This is a genomic window from Vallitalea longa (assembly GCF_027923465.1).
Lineage (GTDB): Bacteria > Bacillota > Clostridia > Lachnospirales > Vallitaleaceae > Vallitalea > Vallitalea longa.
Genome location: NZ_BRLB01000004.1, coordinates 220,210 through 242,377, shown reverse-complemented (window position 1 = coordinate 242,377; position 22,168 = coordinate 220,210). Strand labels below are relative to the sequence as shown.

Here is a 22,168-nt window from a genome sequence, read left to right as displayed (position 1 = left end):
CGTGAAAAAAATATTATTGATATTGATAATAACCCTAAATGTGGTACTAATCACTTCATGCTCCATAAGTTCTCGCTCCATGGTAGGTAGCAGAGTTAAAGAACTTAATGAAAGCAATGATGATGAAATAGCAAACAGTACTTTGCAGAAAATACTAGATGCCATAGTAGGTGAAGATGAAGAAAGTATAAAAGATATTTTTTCAAAACAAGCTCTAGAAGAGGATGAAAATTTTGATACTGAAATGAAGTATATCTTTGACTTTTTTAGTGGTGAAGTCATTTCTTATGAGAATTATGCAGGTAGAATAGTAAGTAAGAAAATTAATTATGGTGCAAAAATCAAAGATATAAAATCGTTCTACGAAGTTGAAACAGACGAAGAAAACTATCTTGTATTCATAATGGAATATACAGAAGATACCGACCATCCTGATAATGTAGGTGTCTATACATTACGTATTATAAAAGCTGAAGATAAGGAAACCGAATTTACTTATTGGCAAGATATGGCTATTCCTGGTATTTACATGCCAGAAGAAGAGACAGTTGCAATTTTATCTGGATTTTCATGTGAAATTAATGAGGAAATGAATTATGGGTGGGTTAGTAACCCCACCCAATGTTTAGCAAACCAAAACCATTATTACTATAAGGGGTAATATATTATGCTTATGCTATTATGCCTAAACTTAAAGTTCCCCTCTATCACTTTAATGCGTCTGCTTTTATATCATTTAAATCCCCTGCCACTTCACATACGTCACTAAGCATTTTTGTTAAGAATTTCTTAGTATGTGAATTAACAGATTTGTTATTAAACTTACCCTGATTACTTTTATCTATTTCTTCAATAATATCTCTTAATTTTTCATCTATCTGTTTTTCTTTCAAAAATTCTTCTATAGGTTTAGAAATATTTGTTCTGCCTAAAATATAATCTGTTGAGACATTATAATAGTCTGATAAAAAGATTAAAGTTTTTGTATCAATATCATTTTTTTCTTGTTCATAATATCCATATGCACTTGTAGTAATATTCAATAATTTTGCGATATCTTTTTGTATCAATCCATTCTCTTCTCGTAATTCTCTTAATCTTTGTCCTATCAAACAATCACAACCCTTCATATAGAGGATTTTACAACTTACAGTTGTAAATGTAAATAAATAATAATATTCTATTGTTTATATTATTGACAAACAATAGAATATTGTATATTATTATTAATATAAAATATTTTATTGGCTATAAATGAGGTGTAATTATGACTAGAATCAACCTTATAAAAAAAAGAGGTAACAAATCCCAGCGAAGTGTTGCAGATTCTTTAGGAATTACAACCAGTTATTACGGAATGATAGAATTAGGTACCAGAAATCCCAGTTTAGATGTGGCCATGGATATAGCTAATTATTATAACACTTCTATAGAAGAATTATTTTTTGAAGATAAACCTTTAGTTAAAAGAAAGCATATCAATTAATAGTACAATAAATACTTACTTTCCATATAATAGGAGGACCCATAATGATAATAATTATATTTTATCTTTGGTTTTTTAATTGGTTCTATGACTAGATATTTAGTTAGAATTATTATATACTATAGAACCAAAAGAAGAATATGGAATAATATTAGAAAAAGTATAGAGGTAGATGAATATCAACATAGACTTTAAGATAGTATCCATCCAAATTAAAAATATATTATTTAACACCTTAATTTTTTGTTAAGGTGTGTTTTCTTGCTTTGCAATATCAAAAATCTATATCTATCATCCAAATTATAATTTTACAAATTTAATCAAAACATAGTATAATAAGCATATAAAATAATAAAATTCATTAACATAGGGGGTATAAATGTGAATAATCAATTACAAAACATCAAGGAACAATTCATGCAAAAAAATAAATACTTCGATAAAATATATTTATCAAAAGAAGAATGTGACAAAATTAATAGAATGAATAATAATGAAAAAAACGAATATTTAAAAGAGCATAATCTAGCCTCAGAAATATCAAGTACATTTAATAATGAATATAAATACTACAAAATACAATATTGGAATATATCAGATGAAGAATTGATACTACTAACTACTATTGACAACAACAAAAAAATAAATACTTTAAGAATACTTATGATCTTAATATTTTTATTATTGGGATTACCAACTTTATTTTATTTTATTTATACTCTAGTTGCTGGGTAAATTCACCCTCTACCATTGACTTAATATTTTATGCATAGTCTATAGTTGATACTGCATAAAATATTAAACACTGATAGTTAAGTTCTTATTGAAATCATTTCAGAATCATACTATAAACAAATCCATTATACTCTTCTTCAGATTCTTCCAATAATTCATGGTTTATGCTATCATGTAATTTAAACCCGTAATGATTGTAAAACTTATAGTTGCAACCTCTATCTGTCCATAAAAATATTTTTTTGATTTTTTCCTTACGACAATATTTTATATATCTGTCCATAAGTTTTCTCCCATAACCTTTACCACGAATCTCAGAACTTATGAAAAAAAGATTTATTTCACTGTCAAACTTATGTTTTTCTTTCTCTAAGAGATTAGTTAGTTCATCTAACTTCTCAAATAATTCTATAGCAGCTTTTTTATCTCCATACCTTCCTGTTAGTAGATAATAGGATTGTTTTATGTAAAATACAAATTGCAAAAAGAATCTTTTAATTTTTGTCCATAAAGTCGATCTTTTCTTATTACTTGCAATTAGATAACCAAGCACATTATCATTTCTGTCAACTATGATATCTGTATAATCAGAATTTATGAGAGATACCTCCAGAAAAGCATTATAACAGATATTACTGTCCTTGATATGATGAAAATACTTATTCAAATCCCATGTTTCTTTCATGATATTAGAACATTTATAATGATATTTTCTATGATATTTTTTATACTTTAATTTCAATTAATCACCTTCTTAATAATAAAAATTCACACTTTAATATAAAGCTTATATTTATTTAACTTTTTTAAGAGTTCTAGCAAAAATCTTTATTTTTTTGATAAATTAACAATACATTATACTATTTATTTTGTCAATATAGAACCCATAATATGGAATGTACAAGGCTTTCTCCATTGAATGAGTGTACCTCCACTTTTATGTTATATTAATTGATGATATAATAGTTAATATAATATTTTTCTTTAATTAAACAAGATACTTAGACTAAATTCTAAAGTGTATATTCTATGTTTATATTTAACCTATGTAAGGAGGGATTATTATTAAAAAATACTTATTAAGAATTTCTATTTTAGTAGTTATTATAACTCTTATTTTAGTATACTATTTTCACGATCCTCATCTTGATGAATCCAACATACAACAAATATCTATCATTGCTTTACCTTCTCCGCCAACAGTTAAAATCATTACCGATGACGACGATATACAAAAGTTTGTAGACTTCTTTAATTCACTTGATTTCAAACCAACTATAAATAATAAAAAAGGTTGGCAATATCAAATATTACTTAATGAATCCACTAAAGCTAACATAATTTTCATGAACGATAAAATTTGCTTTAATTCTAGATGGTATAAGACAGATGAGAATATGTATTTCAAGCTTAAATCTATATATGACTCATTTAATTATCCCAAATCGCCTTATAAACAGAGCTACATGCAAAGCTTTATATTTAATTCTAAATAATAAAAGGATAAAAATAGGAATTTTATCTTCCACCTTTTATCCTTTATATATTATATCAATTGACTTATTGCAAAATGCTTATTATTGATTATAATAAACTTCTTTTCAGTCTATACTCTGTACTATTATACTTACTAATTACCGAATGGAACTTTAACAGGTTCTGAAAGATTTCCGTTATAATCTTCTAGAATGACTTCAATCTCTCCACTATAACCACTAACTCTTATATTAGTTAAATCATCTACACCTCTTGTAGCATATTCTGCACCATTTTTGAATTTGATTGTCTTGCCATCTTGTGTTGCATATAAGTGCCACCAATCTTTTGATGTAGGGCCTGTCAATTTTACACTACCATAATTATATATTGCTTTTCCTTCATATACATCAGAATAAGAATCTTTTAATAATCCTGAATGATCTGTATAACTTATAACTTCTCCATCAGAATCAAGTAATGATAATCTTAATGTGTATTGACCACCATCTGTTACAGGTACATCTATTGTTCCTTGAGTTGCATTTTCATCAAATGTTTCAGTATATTTGCTATCATTATCACTGTAGTTAAGTATAACCTCTGCTTTGATAGATGAATGGCTTACGTTTGGATTATTCCATGAAACATCAAGATAACCTTCATTTTCAGATACTTCTATATTATTGATAACTTCAGAGTAATCTCTTTCTATAGTAGCACTAGGACTTTCAATACCATCTGCACCTACTGCTGTCAATTTGATTTTTACTACCTCTGTAGGATTATATAATGATTTTATGTAATATTTATCATCATAAGTTCCTCCAAGATATACTTCTTCACCGTCACTATACTCTGCATATACATTATATTTCTGTACCTTACTATAATCTTCCAAGTCCCAAGAAACATACATTTCTGTTGTATCAAAAGCCTTATCGATTTTAAATCCTGTTGGAGCATCAAGTTTTTCACATGATGAATCTGTTATTTTGATTTCTCCAATATTCATCTGATAATCCTGTACTTCATCTTTTTTAGGGTCAAATGAGAAACCAATCGCTGCAATTTGTCTACCCTTATATTTCTGAAGATTCAATGTTTTTGTTTTCCAATGATTAGTTTTTGCTCCTGAAGAAGGAATCTTAATATACTCAACTTTTTCTGGATCATCTTCAAATATTAATCCCAAACTCATTTCTGTTCCATCTGTTTCTGATGACTTATAATATGTAACATATGCTTTGGAGTCTTTTGAAACATCTATATCAGTTTTATATAAACGCAAGAAGTTTTCTGCTGTAAGGTCACCTTTCACTACTAGTGAACTTCCACCATTATAGCCACCTATTTGATTTAATTCAAATGCAGAATCATACTCCTCACCATAATCAAAGTCAACTTTCAATGTTTCTCCATCTTCAGATTCTGATTCTATCCACCATTGCCATGTAGGTAAAATATCTTGAATGTTGATATTCGCCCATTCATTATCGTTAGAAACTTCACCATCAACATAATATTGCATTCCATGACCAGTGTTGAAGTTAGTATAGAAATTACCACCATCTATTACCGAACGTTCAGAAATGAATGCCGCTAATCCAGGCCATGACTGATAAGACTTACCTTCAAGGTCACTACCTTCATCAGGATTTCCTCTATCAGGGTTATTTGCAGTTAAATAAGGATTGGTTGTAGCATTTAATATATTTTCTAGCAATTCTTCACGTTCTTCTTGTGAATAATCTGTTGTTGGATGACTAACATAATTTCCGTCATTACTGTAATATGGCTGATCCATAGAACCTGACCACCATGTTCTTTCACGTGCAAATATGTATTTTTGATATTCTGAGTTACCACGTCTATTATCATTGTATGAATTGTTTCCAGTATGGCCGAAGGCTTGTTCATCAATTCCACTCCATACCATTTCAGTACCCAAATGAGCAATACCTGTTCTTGGTACAAGATTTTCGTCTAACGTGTTATAGATAGAACCACGTTTTCCTGAAAAACCTGTTTGTCCTGCTTCCAAAGTATTGAATACTGTTTCCCTAGGGTCAAGTCCCAAAGAATTCATGACTGATACAGAACCATCGACCATTGATTTACTTGGGTCAGGATTCATGTATAATGAACTTGCAGCTTGGTCCCTATCAGGATGTTTAACCCAATTACTGAATTCTGTAGCATCCTTATTATAATAATTGATACTTCCCCATGATGATTCGTTATTTTGTCCATACTTGTTTGATGCATATACCTGAACATAAATACCTTGAGATGTCATAGCCCTTATAAATTCCTCATATACAGGCATGAAAGAAGAAGATAATCTTTCTTCAGCATTTACGAAATAACCATCGAAGCCATAATATTTACAAATTTCTACTAATTTATCTGCTAAAGGAAATCTTCCATTTTCATCTTTGTAAACAAAATCATCAGTATGCTCTGTTCTTGGGAAAAATACACATCCTAATGTCATGACCCCATTTTTATGAGCGGCATTAGTATATGCAGGATTAGGAAGATTCAAAACACCAAATTCATATTTACGCTCCCACCATGGTGCATCTGGAACAAATAGGCTGTCAGGTGCAGGTTCTGTTACCATTCCATGCCATGATGCATGATAATCTAGATACTGCCAATAATTAAATACGTTTTGAGCAAACTTATCATTGTATTGATATGAATTAAAGAAATTGTTACCGTAATCCCCTGCAAGTGTCAAGCTATTAACCTCTTGATCCAACATAGGATTTGCTTGAGTCGCCTTGAATGATTCATTACGTTCTTGAAGTGGAACTTTTGCACGCATGAAATCATAATATTGGTCTGTCTCAGGTGAAAAGTCCAATATATCTTGTTTACGATATCCATGAATAGAGGGCTGATTATCACCTTTATACCCCTGTTCTCCTTCTCTTGGTGGAAGTGTATCACCACCCGCAAATACGACACTTGTGTTTGTTAGCATTGTAGTTACCAACATTGAAGCCACAACCATAACCATCATAATTTTTCTTACTTTCTCCATATTTTTCTCCTTTTAAATAATATATTATTAAATTTCCTTTTTATTATCAGAAAATTTAACCGTTGGTAATATTGCACATCATATATAGATATAGTCTTATAGGTAATATATACTATTACATATAACGTCATAAAAAACTGCAAACCAATCCATATAACTAACATATTAGTATGTCTGTCTTCTTCATTTTATGTCTATTATACATACTTAATTTTCCAATGTCAATAAGATTTAGAGCATTTAGAATATTTTTTTTAGTTTTTATGCAATAACTAGCGTAAATTTTTAGTATTTTTGTTAAAAAACGTTAAATTCTATTGTAATTTATAACAATAACCTAATTTTCAAAAGGAAAAGCTGATATTCATACTTCAAAGTATGAATATCAGCTATAACCCATTTAACAAATTAATCAGTCATAAAATCCTTTTTATGATTAATATATTCATTTTTCACTATAAATACTAAATACCCGATATTTACCTTCGTTATCTTTATAATACAAAGTTTTTTTATGTATATACATTACCAATTTCTACAATATTACTCTGAAAATTAATATCAGTAACTTTGATTACAATTAATTTTTGCTCTTTATGGAACCAACTTCTAATTGTTTAAGTTCAATTAGACCAATCCATAGCTCTTGTAACAGCTTTTCTCCATCCAGCATACTTATTGCTTCTATCATCTTCATTAAGATTAGGTAGAAATACTCTATCCAGTACCACTTTTTTATCTAAAGCTTTAATGCTTTCATAGAATCCAACTGCCAAACCTGCCAAATAAGCTGCTCCTAATGCCGTTGTCTCTACAATCTTAGGTCGCTCTACTGGTACGCCTAAGATATCTGACTGAAAAGACATTAAGAAATTATTACAGCTAGCTCCGCCGTCTACCCTTAATCTTTCTAATTCGATATCAGAATCTTTTACCATTATATCTATGACATCTCTTGATTGATATGCTATGGATTCTAGAGTTGCCCTTATTATATGATTTCTGTTAGCACCACGAGTCAATCCAACGATAGCTCCACGTGCATACATATCCCAATAAGGAGCACCTAATCCTGAAAAAGCAGGAACAACATAGACACCATTACTATCTTCTACTTTTGATGCAAAATACTCACTTTCCTCAGCTGAATAAATCAATCTCATTTCATCTCTTAACCACTGAATAGATGCGCCTGCAATAAAAATACTTCCTTCAAGAGCATATTTTACCTTGCCGTCTATCCCCCATGCTATGGTAGTCAAAAGACCATTATCCGATTTAATTAATTTATCCCCTGTATTCATTAAGATGAAACTACCAGTCCCATAAGTATTTTTAGCCATACCAGATTCAAAACATCCTTGACCGAATAATGCTGCTTGCTGGTCACCAGCCGCACCAGCAATAGGTATTTTTACATCACCAAAGAACTTCTTATGTGTATATCCGTATATCTCACTAGAATTTTTCACTTCTGGTAACATGCACCTTGGTATATCTAGTATCTCTAATAGTTTTTCATCCCACTTCAATGTATGAATGTTGAAAAGCATGGTTCTTGATGCATTAGAATACTCAGTTACATGAATACCCCCTGTTAAATTCCATATAAGCCAAGTATCCATCGTACCAAATAGCAGTTCACCATTCTCTGCTTTCTCTCTGGCACCTTCAACATGATCTAGTATCCATTTGATTTTGGTACCGCTGAAATATGCATCAATAACCAGGCCTGTACATTCACGTACATAATCCTCTAAACCTTTGTTTGTTAATTCTTCACATATATCAGCTGTCTGTCTTGATTGCCATACAATAGCGTTGTAGATTGGTTTACCTGTATTTTTATCCCAAACTACAGCAGTCTCTCTCTGATTAGTTATTCCAATGGCTGCAATTTCATCAGGAGCTATACCTGTTTTACTGATTACCTCATTCATTACCCCGCTTTGCACACTCCAGATTTCCATTGCATCATGTTCAACCCAACCAGGTTGTGGATATATCTGTGTAAATTCTTTCTGAGCAGTATCTACTATGTCTCCATTCTTATTGAAAATTATCGCTCTACAGCTTGTAGTTCCTTGGTCCAAAGCCATTATATATTTATTCATTTATACCCCTCACTATCTGAAACATCTTTCATCCATTAATTTTAGGTTATCACTTATTAATGGTGTGAATGGTAATTTTTTAAGTATATCTTCTTCTAATGAAATTCCTGGAGCTATCTCTGTAAGCATAATTCCTTCTTCAGTTAGCTGGAAGACACATCTTTCAGTTATATATATGACTTCTTGACCTATGGATAAGGAGAACTCTCCACTTGAACTTATTTCCTCTACATTTTCACAGAATTTTTTGTATTTACCTTCATTCGTAATTTTCAGTTCATTGTCATTGCATTCTCCTCGTAATCCACCACCAGAGAAAGGAAAGCAGAATACTACTTTCTTAGCTGATTGAGTAAGATGTGTAAAACCACCTACACCTATTATCTTACTACCTGCACGACTAACATTGACATTACCTATTTTATCTACCTGCATTGCACCAACAAAAGTCAGATCTAGACCACCTCCATCGTAGAAATCGAATTGGTAAGCTTCATCATGTAATACTTCACCATTTACAGCCGCTCCAAAACTTAATCCATTAGATGGATATCCTCCAATGACACCAGATTCAACTGTTAACTTGATATTATCAGTTACACCCATTTCTTTACCTGCTTCAGGAACTAATTCCGGTATACCGATACCAAGGTTGACTACTGCTCCATCAGTAAGTTCCATAGAAGCTCTTCTTGCTATTATCGTATGTAAAATATTTCTATATCTTTTTCTTCCTGCTTGTATGTTCAATTCTTTTACTTTATTGAGTAATTTCATTGCTTCATCATCTGGAAGTCTGATTTCACTGGTATAAGCTGGATTGTATTTTTCTATCATACTCTGATACTGTTCGCTCTCTACAACAATAGCATCTACGATAACACCTGGTATCTTAACTTTCCTTGGATCAGCCTTTTCACTAGAGAGTCTTTCTACCTGAACGATAACCTTTCCTCCGTTAGCCTTAACTGACATTGCTGTAGTAAAAGGATCAACATACATAGCTTCTTTTTCCATAGTGATATTACCATTAACATCAGCTGTTGTACCTCTTAGCATTGCAACAGTAGGTTTTGGAGCTTTGTAGAATAGATACTCTTCTCCATCGATTTCTATTAATTTGACCAATTCTTCTTTTGAAGATTCGTTCAATGCTCCTCCACCATTTCTTGGGTCAATACATGTTTTCAACCCTATCTTAGTGATTATACCAGGCTTTTTACCGGCAGCAGCTCTAAAAAGATGGGATATGATTCCAAGAGGCATGTTATAACCTTCAATTTTGTTTTCGCATACTTGTTTATTGATTTTAATCATGGGTATGAAATGAGACCCGATAACTCTTTTGACCATACCTTCATGGCTCATGTGTTCTATCATTCTTGTTTCATCCCACACACCTTGTCCTGCTCCGAAAAAATAACTTAGTTCTCTTGGTTCGCCAGTTTCTTCGAACCTTTTACCCACTTCTATACATAACTCTTCTGGAAAGCACATAGAACCGAAACCATTGAATACAACTTCGTCACCATTATTTATCAATTTGGCTGCTTCGTTTTTACTCATCACTTTATTCATAATATGTTAACATAGACCTAATACCATTTTCATAGATACTAGATCTATGTTTGGCACCACCTTTCATAAAATTATAGTTAATACTGTTTCATTAAAAACTCATCATCTTTTCTTTGGTAATACTTTTCGTTCTAATGATCTTCCGATAACTACCTTTTGTATTTCAGATGTTCCATCAATTATTTGTAACATTTTGGCCATAGCCATATATCTACTGATAGAAGAATTCTTATCATAACCATTTGCTCCAAATAACTGTAAACACATAGTTGTGACTTTCATTGCCAACTCCACTGAATATACCTTATTCATGGCTGCCTTCACTGCAACACTCTTTCCACTATCCATAAGGGATGCAGTACTATAAACAAGCCATTTTCCTGCTTCTACCTGAGCTGATAATTCCGCTAATGTCCATTGAACGCCTTGATTGCATATGATAGGTTTATTGAATGCAATACGTTTCCCTAAGTACTCTACTGTCATATCTATAGCCCTGCTGGCGATACCCATAGCGATTGCTGGTACGAAAACCCTTGCTACGTCTATAGCCCTTAGAGCTTCTCTAAAACCTTTGCTGGACAGTAACCTGTTCTTTGGTACAATACAATCATTGAATTCAATATCACAACATGATATAGCATTACCACCCATCCTAGGTTTATTTTTTCCTATGTTAAAGTTTTTGGTATCTCTATCAACCAATAGCATTATCATATCTCTATTTTCAGGAGATTCATTTTTGACAATCACATTAAAATAATCAGCATCAAGAGAATTAGCAATCCAAGATTTCTTACCATTAATATGATAATCATCTTCTTTTAGTTCAGCGTACGACTTAATCGCTCCAGCATCTGAACCAGAAGTGCTTTCAGAAAAAGCAAAGGCTGTCAACTTTTTACCAGTTACCATGTCTGGTACTAATTTCTTTACATCTTCAGTCGTATCATAATAAGTTGCTATCTCGAAGGATATATTATTATGTAATTGAAGCATGAAAGCTATAGCCCCACAGCCATGTGCAAGACCTTCATATATTAGAGCTGTTTCTAAGAAATTTAATCCTCTTCCTCCAAGTTCTTTCGGAATAAGTAAACCACAGTAACCATTATTACCTAATAAGTCGAATGCTTCCCTAGGTGATTTGTCACCGTTTTCCCAATCCTTAGAATATGGAGCAATGTTCTTAAGTGCGAATTCCTTCGCTTCCTCGAATAAATTTTGTTCTTCAAAAGTCAATTGAATAGCCATTTCATTCATCCCCTTACAATACAATAACGTTACTAACTATTCCTTTTTACTATTAATCTCATTGATAAGTTCTGGTATTACTTTAAATAGATCTCCTTCTATCGCTAGGTGTGATGACTTCATTATTGGTGCACTAGGATTCTTATTTATTGCGATGATATATTCTGATTCCGACATTCCAGTCATATGTTGTATAGCTCCTGAAATTCCACAAGCTATGTATAACTTAGGACGTACTGTTTGACCAGTCTGACCTATTTGTCTTGAATGGTCTATCCAACCACTATCAACAGGTACTCTTGATGAACCGACTACACCACCTAATGTATCTGCTAATTGTTGTAATAGCTCGAAGCCTTCTTTATTACCTACTCCTCTACCACCAGCAACAATGATATCTGCATCATTAAGAGATACTTTTTTTGTTTTATCCATAATGATATCTACAGTTCTTGCAATAATATCTTCCTGAGTCAAACTAGGTACTATCTTGAGAACATGAGATTTCTTATTAACTTTTTTTGCTTTCTCCATGACTCCTGGCCTTACAGTTGCCATCTGTGGTCTATCGTTAGGACATATGATTGTAGCCATCAAATTACCACCAAAAGCAGGTCTTGTCTGCAAGAATTTTCCATCTTCTTCATTGATATCAAGTCCTGTACAGTCTGCAACTAATCCTGTTCCTACTCTGGCTGCGACTCTTGGAGCAAAATCTCGTCCAATTGATGATGCACCATAAATGACTATTTCAGGTTTGTTATCTTCAATAAAACTGCTTACCACTTTGGTATATGCGTCTGTTGAATATTTCTCTAATAGTTCATGTTCATAGTAGAATATTTTATCTGCTCCATAGTTGGATAATTCATCAACAGCATCATCAATTTTATTACCCAATATCACTACATATAATTGCGAATCAGTTTTATCCGCTAATTTTCTTCCTTCATTCATTAGTTCAAAAGTTACTGATAGATTTATTCCCTTTTCCTGCTGTGCAATAACACAAACACCTTGATAAGCGGATAGATCTTTATTCTGATTTACTTTAGCATTAAACATATATGTACACCTCCCATTATATTAAGTTAAGATTATTAATTTCTTCAACACATTTAACTGCTACATCTTTTGGGTTACCATTTATTAACTCCCCACTAAATTCTTTTACAGGAACATAGGTTTTATAAACTTTAGTTGGAGAATTTTTAACACCGATTTGAGTTACATCTACCTCAATATCTTCTGCTGACCATACCTTGCAATCAGCTTCTTCACTATACGCTTTATAGATGAGTCGTAGATCCATGAATCTTGGTTCATTCAACTCCTTTATAGCTGTCAACAATACAGGCATTTTGGATTCTATAACAAAACTTCCTTCTTCATATGCTCTTGTTGCCACAACTTTATCATCATATACTTTCAGTTCTTTGACATAAGTTATCTGAGGTATCCCTAGGAATTCTGCTATCTCCGGTCCTACTTGTGCTGTATCACCATCAATAGCCTGTCTACCGCAGAATACAACATCATAATCCTTAATTTTCTTGATTGCGGATGAAAGTACTGTTGCAGTAGCCCATGTATCTGAACCAGCAAAAACCCTGTCTGATATTAGAATGGCTTCATCTGCTCCCATGGCTAATGCTTCTCTTAATGCTGAATCAGCTTGGGCTGGTCCCATTGTTATGACAGTAATATGAACATCCTGTCTCGCCTCTTTGATTTTTATCGCTTCTTCAAGAGCGTTAAGATCATCAGGATTGATAATACTTTCTACTCCATCTCTTATTAAAGTCCCTGTTTCATTGTTAATACGTACCTCGTTAGTATTAGGTACTTGCTTAATACAAACAACTATCTTCATTATTGCACCTCCGTTTATCTAGTTTAACACAGCTCTGGCGATAACTAGTTTCTGAATTTCATTAGTACCTTCATACAATTCTGTTATCTTCACATCTCTATACATTCTTTCTATGGCATAATCTTTCATATAACCGTAACCACCATGAATCTGTAAAGCTCTTTCAACAACAAATCTTGCTGTTTCTGAAGTAAATAATTTGACCATGGCACATTCTTTACTTATTCTATTGCCTTCTTGAAGCATTTGAGCCGCATGATATGTCATCCAAGTAGCAGCTTCAAGTTTGGTTGCCATTTCAGCGAGATACCATTGTAGTCCTTGTTGCTTAGATACTGGAGCACCAAATTGTATTCTGCTCTTAGCATAATCTGCTGCTAGTTCAAGAGCACCTTCAGCAATTCCTAGACTCTGTGCACCGACTGTCAATACTCTTGCATCATCAATACTTGTTAGCGCAATCTTAAATCCTTTATTGTACTTCCCAAGAATATTTTCTTTTGGTATTCTAACATTCTCAAATACCAATTCACCAGTATGGGATGCACAGATACCCATTTTATCTTCTATCTTTCCTACCGAGAAACCTTCAGTATCAGAATCAACTAAAAAAGCTGTAATACCTCTTGTTTTCTTTTCTGGTTCTGTATAAGCTAATACGATATAAACTCCTGCTTGTCCTGCACCAGTAATAAAACGCTTGGTTCCATTAATGATGTAACTGTCTCCATCTTCTACAGCAGTTGTCTGAATATTGGAAGCATCCGAACCGGCATTGTCTTCTGTAAGGGCAAATGCACCTACCATACCCTCACAGATCAGCTTTCTCAGGTATTTATCTTTTTGTTCCTTATTACCGAATTTCAATAGACAATTGATACTTCCTTGATGGATAGATAATATAGAAGATGTAGCGGCACAAACCTTTGCGATTTCTTTTACTACGATTAACTGAGCTATCTTATCATTACCTGTTCCTCCATATTCCTTAGGAAAACCGGCTCCAACAAATCCATACTTGGATAATAGATTAAAAGTTTCTCTTGGAAATCTATGTTCTCTATCTATTTCTTCTGCTATAGGTTCACATACTTCTTTTGCAAATCTTCTTGCAGCCAGTGTGACCATTTCTTGTTCTTTGGTCAATTTAAAATCCATACTAATCCTCCTATTTCTAATGAGTTATTTTACTTTTCGTTTGATTGAATTCTTTTTTCAACATTTCTTCCTGCATCTTTTCTTTCTTCTTAGCCATTCTACCTTTTATTGTTCCTACTATTCCTTGTGGCATTACTAACACAACCACTACTAATAAAATACCGTAGATAGCTAGATAAGCTCCTTGGAAAGTACTACCGAGCCATCCTCTTAAGAATATTTCTGTTGGTCCTAATATCAATCCTCCAATTAATGGTCCGAAAATTGTTCCTGAACCACCAACTATAGATAATATTGCAGCTTTTTGAGAAGTGATTAAACTAAAGGAACCAAGAGGTTCAATAAATAATGTATATTGCGTATATATAGTACCTGCTAAACTAGTGAAAAATGCACTGATACATAATGCAACAATCTTATTGGTCAATAGATTGACACCTAGTGATGAAGCCGCCATATCATCTTCTCGCATCGCTACTAGATTAGCTCCTAATTTGGACTTACTTATGTAAGTGGTCGTTAACAGAACAGCCAGCAATAATATGAGGAACAATGCCAGCGACGGCTTATATCCTTTGAAAATCATATTAGCGAAGCTTGGTTCATAAGGTATACTTATTCCTATGGAACCACCAGTCAACCAATCCAGTTTAATGGCTAATACCTGAAAAATAGTTATAAGTGCAATAGTGGCAAGTGAAAAAAAGTATGATTTCAGCCTTAAGGCTAACAGCCCTACAAAAAATGCTAATATCATTGCAACTATCGTACCTAAGAACATACCTATCCATGGTGATATTCCAAGCTTGGTGAATAATAGTGTTGAAGTATATTGACCAACACCCATAAATACAGCATGTCCAAGGGATAACTGTTCTGTGTACCCGCACATGATGTTCCACGCACCAGCTATTACACAGAAATATATGGTAGTAATGAAAATATCCAAAATGTATTTATTATCAACGAAAAGTCCTAGAGACAATACTGCTACTGCTATAATTACAGCAACATACTCTTTTCTATTTCCTAATTTACTCATAGTCTTTTCACCTTCCTTAATGAAAATTTGTGAAATAGACCTTCAGGCGTAACAATCAATACTATTATAAATATTACAAAATATACTAATTGCCTTAAATCCGCACCAAGATAAAATCCTGTTAGAGTTTCACTGACTCCAATAATAAGTGCAGCAACTAATGCCCCTTGAAGATGACCTAAACCACCAAGTACTACTGTTATCCATGCTAATAAATTGTAATTGGCTCCTACTGTTGGAAATGTTGGATACATGGTCATAAGCAATGCACCTGAAAAGCATGCCATTACAGTACCGAGAGTAAATACAATAAAATCAATTTTTGGTACATTGATTCCCATTAACTGACTAGCTTCCCTATCTTCGCCAACAGCTCTCATTGCTCTTCCTATATTGGTCTTTTTAATGAATACAAGAAATACAATAGTTGTTGCAATAGCTAAACCAAAAGTTATTAGTTGTGCCATGGAAACATAGACAGAACCAATACTGATACTATTAGAGAATTCAGATGGAATAGCTTTGAAATCAGATTTGAATATAAGCAATATGACATTCTGCAATATCATGGAAAGTCCTATTGTCAAAAGCATCTGATTCAATGGATTTTTTCCGATAACACGTTTCACAATTATAAACACCAATGCTCCAAAAATTATTCCGCCTAATAATACTAAAGGCCAAGATACATATGGATTCAATTGAAAAGTAGCATAAATCAAATAGGTTATGTACATGCCGATCATAACAAAATCACCATGTGCAAAGTTAATGAACTTTGACACTCCAAGCATTAATGATAAACCGATACTCAATAATGCATAGATTCCACCTAAAAGTATGCCTGATACAATAAGCTGTATTAGCATAATAATTCCTCCCACATAAATTAGTTAATAATAGTTTTTATTACCTTATGAATAGTATCTCACCAACCCAATTATTAAGATTGGTGAGTCAAGTGAACCCAACTACCTTTCTGACCATTTAGGACGTGGAATCATAATCGGTTCTGATGATTTCATTTCTTCTGGATATATAGTCTCTAAGCTACCTTCTTGCCATTGCATAGCTACCAAAGTTGCTCTTTGGTTCTGGCCGTTCTCATCAAATTTACATCCTGCACCTGTAGGAAGTGCACCCTTTGGAATATCTATCGCGTTAGCGGCATCAATCATTCCTTGATAATCCTCTGTTCCTCCTGCGACTTCGATAACATCATGTGCAAGAACCCATGCTGCTTGGAAAGTCAAATATCCGATAACAGGAGGTTTATATCCTCTTTCTTCACTGAATCTCTTTTCAAATTCTATAACTGCATCTGCAAGGTCTTTATCAAGAGTATCATAGACAGGTGTTGAAGATGGATCTATGTCTATCATACCTTCTGCATCTTTATCAAGAGCATCATAATATGCAGCTAAGCCATAACCCGAACCGATTCCTAAGAATAATTTTGGATTGAAATCTAATATTTTTGATTGCTTACTGATATCAATACCATCATTGATATATGATGTAGCTATGACAACATCTGGATTAGAATCTTTCATCTGCAATACGATAGGTGATGTATCAGTCGATTTGCTATCATACAATTCATCAAGGACTACTTTTATTCCTGACTCTTTTGCATATTCTTTTACACCTTCTGCAACTGATTGTCCGAAATCACCGTTCTCACATATAATAGCAACTTTCATATCTTCAGCATTCATATCTAATTTATCTGCAAATGCTTCTGCTATCTTAGCTGCTTGTATACCGAAACCACTTCCATTAGTATGTATTCGAAATACTCCTTTGTAACCTTTGTCTGTCAATCTATCTGTCACCGAAATAGATTCCCAATACAAAACATCATTTCTATTACAGATATTCGCTGCAACTTCTGCCATTGCACTTCCATAAATACCTGTAATCACTTTTACACCTTCATTTTGAATTAACCTGTTAACTTCATTCTGTGCTGCTGTCTGATCCGGTACATCAGCTGCTACAACTTCAATTTGTTTTCCGTTAATTCCACCGTTCTCATTAATTAAATCAAAGGCAATCTGAGTTCCCCAATAACTGTCTTCACCTGAAACAGCTAGATTTCCACTTCTTGGTTGAATTACACCAATTCTTATTTTATCCTCTTTGCTACCTTTTGAATCTTTGCTTGTGGTATCAGTACTACCACCACAACCGCTCAAACCCATAGTTAACATTGCAATCACACAAATCATAGCCCATAATCTCTTCATGTTTAGCCCTCCTTAAATTGATTAATTAAACACCTAGATATGCTTTTCTTAAATCATCATTGTTCAAAAGTTCCTTACCAGTACCTTCCATGGCTATTTCTCCGCTCTCAATAACATAGCCTTTCTTAGCTAAAGATAACGCTTTGTTAACGTTTTGTTCTATTAGAAAAATGGTAACCCCTTTCTCATTAACGTCTTGGATTATCTCGAACATCTGCTGTACGATAATCGGTGCTAAACCTAATGAAGGCTCATCAAGTATCAATAATTCTGGATTAGTCATGATAGCTCTACCTATCGCACACATCTGCTGCTCTCCTCCAGACAATGAACCTGCCAACTGATATCTTCTTTCATACAATCTCGGAAACATTTCATTAACTTTTTCAATATTCTCTTGGATATTATGTTTAGCTCTATTAGCATAAGCACCTAATAATAGATTTTCCATAACAGTCATCCCAGGAAATAATCTTCTTCCTTCTGGACATTGAATCAATCCCATTTCAATTCTCTTTTCCGTTGATATATCTGTTATATCTTTTCCTAGGAATTCAATTTTACCTGACCAAGGTTTATGTAGACCGGAAATAACATTCAAAAGAGTGGTCTTGCCCGCTGCATTAGAGCCAACCATACTTACAATGTCACCTTTTTCGACTTCAAGAGAAACACCAAACAATACTTGACTTTCACCATAACCCACTTCCAGATTAGTTATCTTCAACATCATAGTCATCTCCTAAATATGCTCTAATTACTTCTTTGTCATTAACTACTGCCTCAGGTTCACCATTAGCTATCATAGCTCCATTATTAAGAACTATAACTTTTTCTGATAATTTCATAATACATTTCATCTTATGTTCTATAAGCAATACAGTCATTCCAGTATCATTAATCTTAATTATGGTTTCAACTATTTCATCAGTTTCCTGAGGATTAAGACCGCCCATAACTTCATCCAATAATATCATTTTAGGTTCTGTTGAAATAATTCTTGCAATCTCTAGCTTTTTCTTAATCGCTAGAGGTAAATGTTGAGGCTGTATATCTTTGTACTTAAGTAAATCAAGCATTTCCATTGATCTCACAGCTACCTTTTCAGCATCTGTTCTATTAGTATGTTTTTGAAACGCGCCAACTACGACGTTTTCTAATGCTGAAATATTATTAAAGGGTTTTACGATCTGAAAAGTCCTCACTAATCCAAGATTTGCAATCGCATGACTCTTTAATTTAGTTATATCTACACCATTAAACTTAACCGATCCACATGTAAGAGGATAAACTCCTGAAATAAGATTAAATAACGTAGTTTTACCTGAACCATTGGGTCCTATCAAACCACAAATAGACCCTTCTTTGACATCAAAACTTACATTATCAACCGCTGTAAGTCCCCCGAACTTCTTTGTTACACCATTCAAACTCAGCAAATCATTCACACTCCTTAGTATTTTCTTAATATTCAGACTTCAACTTTGCTACTAAATCTTTTACTACATGTCTACATTCAAACCTTTCTTTATTGCTTATTGATGTCCGTCTGATATGTTCTAAAAAAAGCGTAAAAAAAATAGACTGGTTAATAAAAACCAATAAAATATGTAACTTATGTTATAATTTTAGTCATCAATCTCAAGTGATAATACAAGTATATATCCAACTTATAAAAAGCAGCTTGTCAGTGCACTATTGCCTATATATATTTAATGCAGTATTTACCAAGTGGTTAATTTATACAATTATTATTAATATATTAACTTTTGATTGTGACTTTTGCTACAATTTCAGTATACAGCAATATATTTTCATTGTCAACGCTTTTTTAGTTTTGTATCAAACTTTCTCGTTTTTGACGAAAATACGACAAATTTCAACAAACAATATGTAGTAGTTTTATGTCAAACTATAATTTTATTGTTAATTATCAATAAATATCTCCATTGTTTTTTTATACTATTGACAAATTTTCACAAGTATCATTTATGGACCTTAGGTAATAAAGAATAAATTCATGTATTGCATAGAACTATATATTATAGAAAATTTAATAGAAAAATATTTATTTAATTATCCCCACTCCAATATTCTATGAAGATAAAACTCCTATAAAACAAAAAAGAATAACTTGTCTTAAGTTATCCTTTCATACTAAGTATATATTTAATTTTTTGGATCAAAATTATTATTCAATTTCTTTAATAGCTTCAGGAAAACTTCCTTTTCTTCTTCTGTAAAATCAGTATAGGCTGTTTCCAACACCTCACTGGAAATAGATCTGAATTTGGATTCTATTTCTCTTCCCTGTTCTGTTAAAACCAGATATGTTGTTCTTTTGTCTTCCATAGATTTTTCTTTTTCAACATAACCCAGTTTGACTAATTTATTAACCAAAGGGGTGACTGTTGATTTATCTTTTCCGATTCGTTTAGCTATTTCTTTCATAGTCAATTTTTTATTGATATCGTACAAATTAGTTAGAATATTTCCATGACTAGGTATTAACCCGACAATTTCTTTTTCCTGAATTTGATTTTCTATGTATTTCATCATCTTTTTCTTGGTGCTACTTATAAAATAAACAATATATCTTTCGTTTTTTATACTCATATCCATTCCCCAATTTCATTTTGTAGTATATTACTTATTCTAAACTGTGCTTACTTATATGTCAATAAAATTTCTATTGCAGAAATTCTTATAAAAATAGCTTATATTACCATTATTTACCACACAATATCAACCAATCAATATGAATCAGTGTAGTTTCTATAACATTTAAATCATATCTTTTTCCGATATTTCAATTATTTTTTTATTGCTTTTTCACTATTCTAGTGGTATATTGAATTTATTACACCGAAAGGAGATTTCCATTATGTTAGAAGGAAAAACAATCGTTATTGGTGTAAGTGGTGGAATAGCTGTTTACAAAGTATGTGACGTAGTTAGCAGACTCAAGAAATTAAACGCTGATGTACATGTCATCATGACAAGATCAGCAACCGAATTTGTTGCACCCTTAACATTTCAATCATTGAGCCAACAACCTGTTGTTGAAGATATGTTTGAAAAAGTGACAAAATGGGATATTGAGCATATCGCTTTAGCAAAAGCAGCAGACTTATTTTTAGTTGCTCCTGCTACAGCAAATATCATTGGAAAAATAGCTAATGGAATAGCAAATGATATGTTATCAACTACAGTAATGGCAACCAAAGCACCTGTACTTATTGCACCTGCAATGAATACCAACATGTACAATAATAAAATAGTGCAAGATAACATTGATAAATTAAAGGCATACGGTTATAATTTTATCAAACCGGATTCAGGACGATTAGCATGTGGTGACCTGGGAATAGGTAAATTAGCAAACCCAGAAACTATCGTCAAAGAAGTTACAAGGTATATGATAGGAAACAGACCACTTGCTGGACAGAAAATATTGATAACGGCTGGTCCTACAAGAGAACCTCTTGACCCTGTTCGTTATATGACTAATCATTCATCAGGAAAAATGGGATACGCACTTGCAGAAGCCGCAGCTGAAAAAGGAGCAGAAGTCACATTGATATCCGGACCTGTTACCTTAGAACAACCTGCCAATATTAAAAACTATATTAGAGTAGGTACAGCAAATGAAATGTTCAGTGCTGTAAAAGACAATCTTGCCAATCAAGATATTGTCATAAAATCAGCAGCAGTTTCCGACTATCGCCCCAAAACTTATGAAGATAAAAAAATAAAAAAAGGTAGTGGTGACCTTAATCTCACCCTAACCAGAAATCCTGACATACTACAATGGATCGGCAAGCATAAAAACGATAATCAAATTATCGTTGGATTTGCTGCTGAAACCAATGATGTTATGGAAAACGGTATTAACAAACTCAAAAAGAAAAATATGGATATAATAATCATTAATGATGTTACCAGAGCAGATGCTGGATTCGGCACTGATACCAATTGTGTAACATTGATAGATAAAAAAGGTAATAAAAAAGATTATCCTGTTATGCCAAAAAAAGAATTGGCTCATGTAATATTTGACTATATTACTCACGATTATAGTGATAGCATTACAAGAGATAATGACTGATTCATAGATCATTACAAGTTCTTATAACTCAAATATAATAGGG

At 32.7% G+C, this 22,168-nt stretch carries 19 protein-coding genes; 4 read left to right on the top strand and 15 right to left on the bottom strand.

Annotated elements, in window-relative coordinates; all coding sequences use genetic code 11:
• Nucleotide 1 precedes the first annotated feature (1 nt).
• On the top strand, nucleotides 2-661 hold the full coding sequence (locus QMG30_RS10465) for a DUF5104 domain-containing protein (protein WP_281815154.1): 660 nt from the start codon (nucleotides 2-4) through the stop codon (nucleotides 659-661).
• Nucleotides 662-707: 46 nt separating this feature from the next.
• Here QMG30_RS10465 and QMG30_RS10460 read toward each other — a convergent pair whose 3' ends face one another.
• A complete protein-coding gene (locus tag QMG30_RS10460; protein WP_281815153.1) occupies nucleotides 708-1,112 on the bottom strand; it encodes a helix-turn-helix domain-containing protein in 405 nt (134 codons plus the stop codon).
• Nucleotides 1,113-1,267: 155 nt separating this feature from the next.
• On the opposite strand from QMG30_RS10460, the gene QMG30_RS10455 reads away from it, so the two are divergent.
• Both QMG30_RS10455 and QMG30_RS10450 read left to right on the top strand, forming a co-directional pair.
• Nucleotides 1,268-1,486, top strand: coding sequence for a helix-turn-helix transcriptional regulator (locus tag QMG30_RS10455; protein ID WP_281815152.1), 219 nt, complete (start codon nucleotides 1,268-1,270; stop codon nucleotides 1,484-1,486).
• Nucleotides 1,487-1,867: 381 nt separating this feature from the next.
• Nucleotides 1,868-2,221, top strand: a complete 354-nt coding sequence (locus QMG30_RS10450; RefSeq protein ID WP_281815151.1) for a hypothetical protein — start codon at nucleotides 1,868-1,870, stop codon at nucleotides 2,219-2,221.
• Between the two features lie 94 nt (nucleotides 2,222-2,315).
• Here the strand turns inward: QMG30_RS10450 and QMG30_RS10445 are convergent, their stop codons facing one another.
• The 14 genes from QMG30_RS10445 to QMG30_RS10380 form a co-directional block, all read right to left on the bottom strand.
• Nucleotides 2,316-2,963 carry a GNAT family N-acetyltransferase gene (locus QMG30_RS10445; protein ID WP_281815150.1) on the bottom strand — a complete coding sequence of 216 codons (648 nt, stop codon included), beginning with the start codon at nucleotides 2,961-2,963 and terminating at the stop codon, nucleotides 2,316-2,318.
• A gap of 888 nt (nucleotides 2,964-3,851) precedes the next feature.
• On the bottom strand, nucleotides 3,852-6,749 hold the full coding sequence (locus tag QMG30_RS10440; RefSeq protein ID WP_281815149.1) for an endo-beta-N-acetylglucosaminidase: 2,898 nt from the start codon (nucleotides 6,747-6,749) through the stop codon (nucleotides 3,852-3,854).
• Between the two features lie 623 nt (nucleotides 6,750-7,372).
• The gene (glpK, locus tag QMG30_RS10435; RefSeq protein ID WP_281815148.1) at nucleotides 7,373-8,863 is read right to left on the bottom strand and encodes a glycerol kinase GlpK; all 1,491 of its coding nucleotides are present in this window, start codon (nucleotides 8,861-8,863) and stop codon (nucleotides 7,373-7,375) included.
• Between the two features lie 12 nt (nucleotides 8,864-8,875).
• Nucleotides 8,876-10,441 carry an acyl CoA:acetate/3-ketoacid CoA transferase gene (locus QMG30_RS10430; protein ID WP_281815147.1) on the bottom strand — a complete coding sequence of 522 codons (1,566 nt, stop codon included), beginning with the start codon at nucleotides 10,439-10,441 and terminating at the stop codon, nucleotides 8,876-8,878.
• Between the two features lie 102 nt (nucleotides 10,442-10,543).
• A complete protein-coding gene (locus QMG30_RS10425; protein WP_281815146.1) occupies nucleotides 10,544-11,695 on the bottom strand; it encodes an acyl-CoA dehydrogenase family protein in 1,152 nt (383 codons plus the stop codon).
• Nucleotides 11,696-11,731: 36 nt separating this feature from the next.
• Nucleotides 11,732-12,760, bottom strand: a complete 1,029-nt coding sequence (locus tag QMG30_RS10420) for an electron transfer flavoprotein subunit alpha/FixB family protein (RefSeq protein WP_281815145.1) — start codon at nucleotides 12,758-12,760, stop codon at nucleotides 11,732-11,734.
• Nucleotides 12,761-12,776: 16 nt separating this feature from the next.
• On the bottom strand, nucleotides 12,777-13,568 hold the full coding sequence (locus tag QMG30_RS10415; RefSeq protein WP_281815144.1) for an electron transfer flavoprotein subunit beta/FixA family protein: 792 nt from the start codon (nucleotides 13,566-13,568) through the stop codon (nucleotides 12,777-12,779).
• A gap of 18 nt (nucleotides 13,569-13,586) precedes the next feature.
• Nucleotides 13,587-14,726: an acyl-CoA dehydrogenase family protein gene (locus tag QMG30_RS10410; RefSeq protein ID WP_281815142.1), complete on the bottom strand. Its 1,140-nt coding sequence runs from the start codon at nucleotides 14,724-14,726 to the stop codon at nucleotides 13,587-13,589.
• 16 nt (nucleotides 14,727-14,742) lie between these two features.
• Nucleotides 14,743-15,768: a branched-chain amino acid ABC transporter permease gene (locus tag QMG30_RS10405; RefSeq protein ID WP_281815140.1), complete on the bottom strand. Its 1,026-nt coding sequence runs from the start codon at nucleotides 15,766-15,768 to the stop codon at nucleotides 14,743-14,745.
• The gene (locus tag QMG30_RS10400) at nucleotides 15,765-16,637 is read right to left on the bottom strand and encodes a branched-chain amino acid ABC transporter permease (protein WP_281815138.1); all 873 of its coding nucleotides are present in this window, start codon (nucleotides 16,635-16,637) and stop codon (nucleotides 15,765-15,767) included. The genes QMG30_RS10405 and QMG30_RS10400 overlap by 4 nt, the downstream gene beginning before the upstream one ends.
• A 102-nt stretch (nucleotides 16,638-16,739) precedes the next feature.
• On the bottom strand, nucleotides 16,740-18,017 hold the full coding sequence (locus QMG30_RS10395) for an ABC transporter substrate-binding protein (protein ID WP_281815136.1): 1,278 nt from the start codon (nucleotides 18,015-18,017) through the stop codon (nucleotides 16,740-16,742).
• A gap of 25 nt (nucleotides 18,018-18,042) precedes the next feature.
• Entirely contained in the window at nucleotides 18,043-18,747 is a 705-nt protein-coding gene (locus tag QMG30_RS10390; protein ID WP_281815134.1) for an ABC transporter ATP-binding protein, read from the bottom strand.
• Entirely contained in the window at nucleotides 18,731-19,465 is a 735-nt protein-coding gene (locus QMG30_RS10385; protein WP_281815132.1) for an ABC transporter ATP-binding protein, read from the bottom strand. The genes QMG30_RS10390 and QMG30_RS10385 overlap by 17 nt, the downstream gene beginning before the upstream one ends.
• A 721-nt stretch (nucleotides 19,466-20,186) precedes the next feature.
• Nucleotides 20,187-20,633, bottom strand: a complete 447-nt coding sequence (locus QMG30_RS10380; protein ID WP_281815131.1) for a MarR family winged helix-turn-helix transcriptional regulator — start codon at nucleotides 20,631-20,633, stop codon at nucleotides 20,187-20,189.
• Nucleotides 20,634-20,901: 268 nt separating this feature from the next.
• Here QMG30_RS10380 and coaBC point away from each other — a divergent pair, with 268 nt between their 5' ends.
• On the top strand, nucleotides 20,902-22,125 hold the full coding sequence (gene coaBC, locus QMG30_RS10375; protein ID WP_281815130.1) for a bifunctional phosphopantothenoylcysteine decarboxylase/phosphopantothenate--cysteine ligase CoaBC: 1,224 nt from the start codon (nucleotides 20,902-20,904) through the stop codon (nucleotides 22,123-22,125).
• Nucleotides 22,126-22,168: the final 43 nt, after the last annotated feature.

Coding starts and splice junctions, on each gene's coding strand:
- QMG30_RS10455 (WP_281815152.1), top strand. CDS start 1,268: ATGACTAGAATCAACCTTATAAAAAAAAGAGGTAACAAATCCCAGCGA.
- QMG30_RS10440 (WP_281815149.1), bottom strand. CDS start 6,749: ATGGAGAAAGTAAGAAAAATTATGATGGTTATGGTTGTGGCTTCAATG.
- glpK (WP_281815148.1), bottom strand. CDS start 8,863: ATGAATAAATATATAATGGCTTTGGACCAAGGAACTACAAGCTGTAGA.
- QMG30_RS10430 (WP_281815147.1), bottom strand. CDS start 10,441: ATGAATAAAGTGATGAGTAAAAACGAAGCAGCCAAATTGATAAATAAT.
- QMG30_RS10425 (WP_281815146.1), bottom strand. CDS start 11,695: ATGGCTATTCAATTGACTTTTGAAGAACAAAATTTATTCGAGGAAGCG.
- QMG30_RS10420 (WP_281815145.1), bottom strand. CDS start 12,760: ATGTTTAATGCTAAAGTAAATCAGAATAAAGATCTATCCGCTTATCAA.
- QMG30_RS10415 (WP_281815144.1), bottom strand. CDS start 13,568: ATGAAGATAGTTGTTTGTATTAAGCAAGTACCTAATACTAACGAGGTA.
- QMG30_RS10410 (WP_281815142.1), bottom strand. CDS start 14,726: ATGGATTTTAAATTGACCAAAGAACAAGAAATGGTCACACTGGCTGCA.
- QMG30_RS10405 (WP_281815140.1), bottom strand. CDS start 15,768: ATGAGTAAATTAGGAAATAGAAAAGAGTATGTTGCTGTAATTATAGCA.
- QMG30_RS10400 (WP_281815138.1), bottom strand. CDS start 16,637: ATGCTAATACAGCTTATTGTATCAGGCATACTTTTAGGTGGAATCTAT.
- QMG30_RS10395 (WP_281815136.1), bottom strand. CDS start 18,017: ATGAAGAGATTATGGGCTATGATTTGTGTGATTGCAATGTTAACTATG.
- QMG30_RS10390 (WP_281815134.1), bottom strand. CDS start 18,747: ATGTTGAAGATAACTAATCTGGAAGTGGGTTATGGTGAAAGTCAAGTA.
- QMG30_RS10380 (WP_281815131.1), bottom strand. CDS start 20,633: ATGAGTATAAAAAACGAAAGATATATTGTTTATTTTATAAGTAGCACC.
- coaBC (WP_281815130.1), top strand. CDS start 20,902: ATGTTAGAAGGAAAAACAATCGTTATTGGTGTAAGTGGTGGAATAGCT.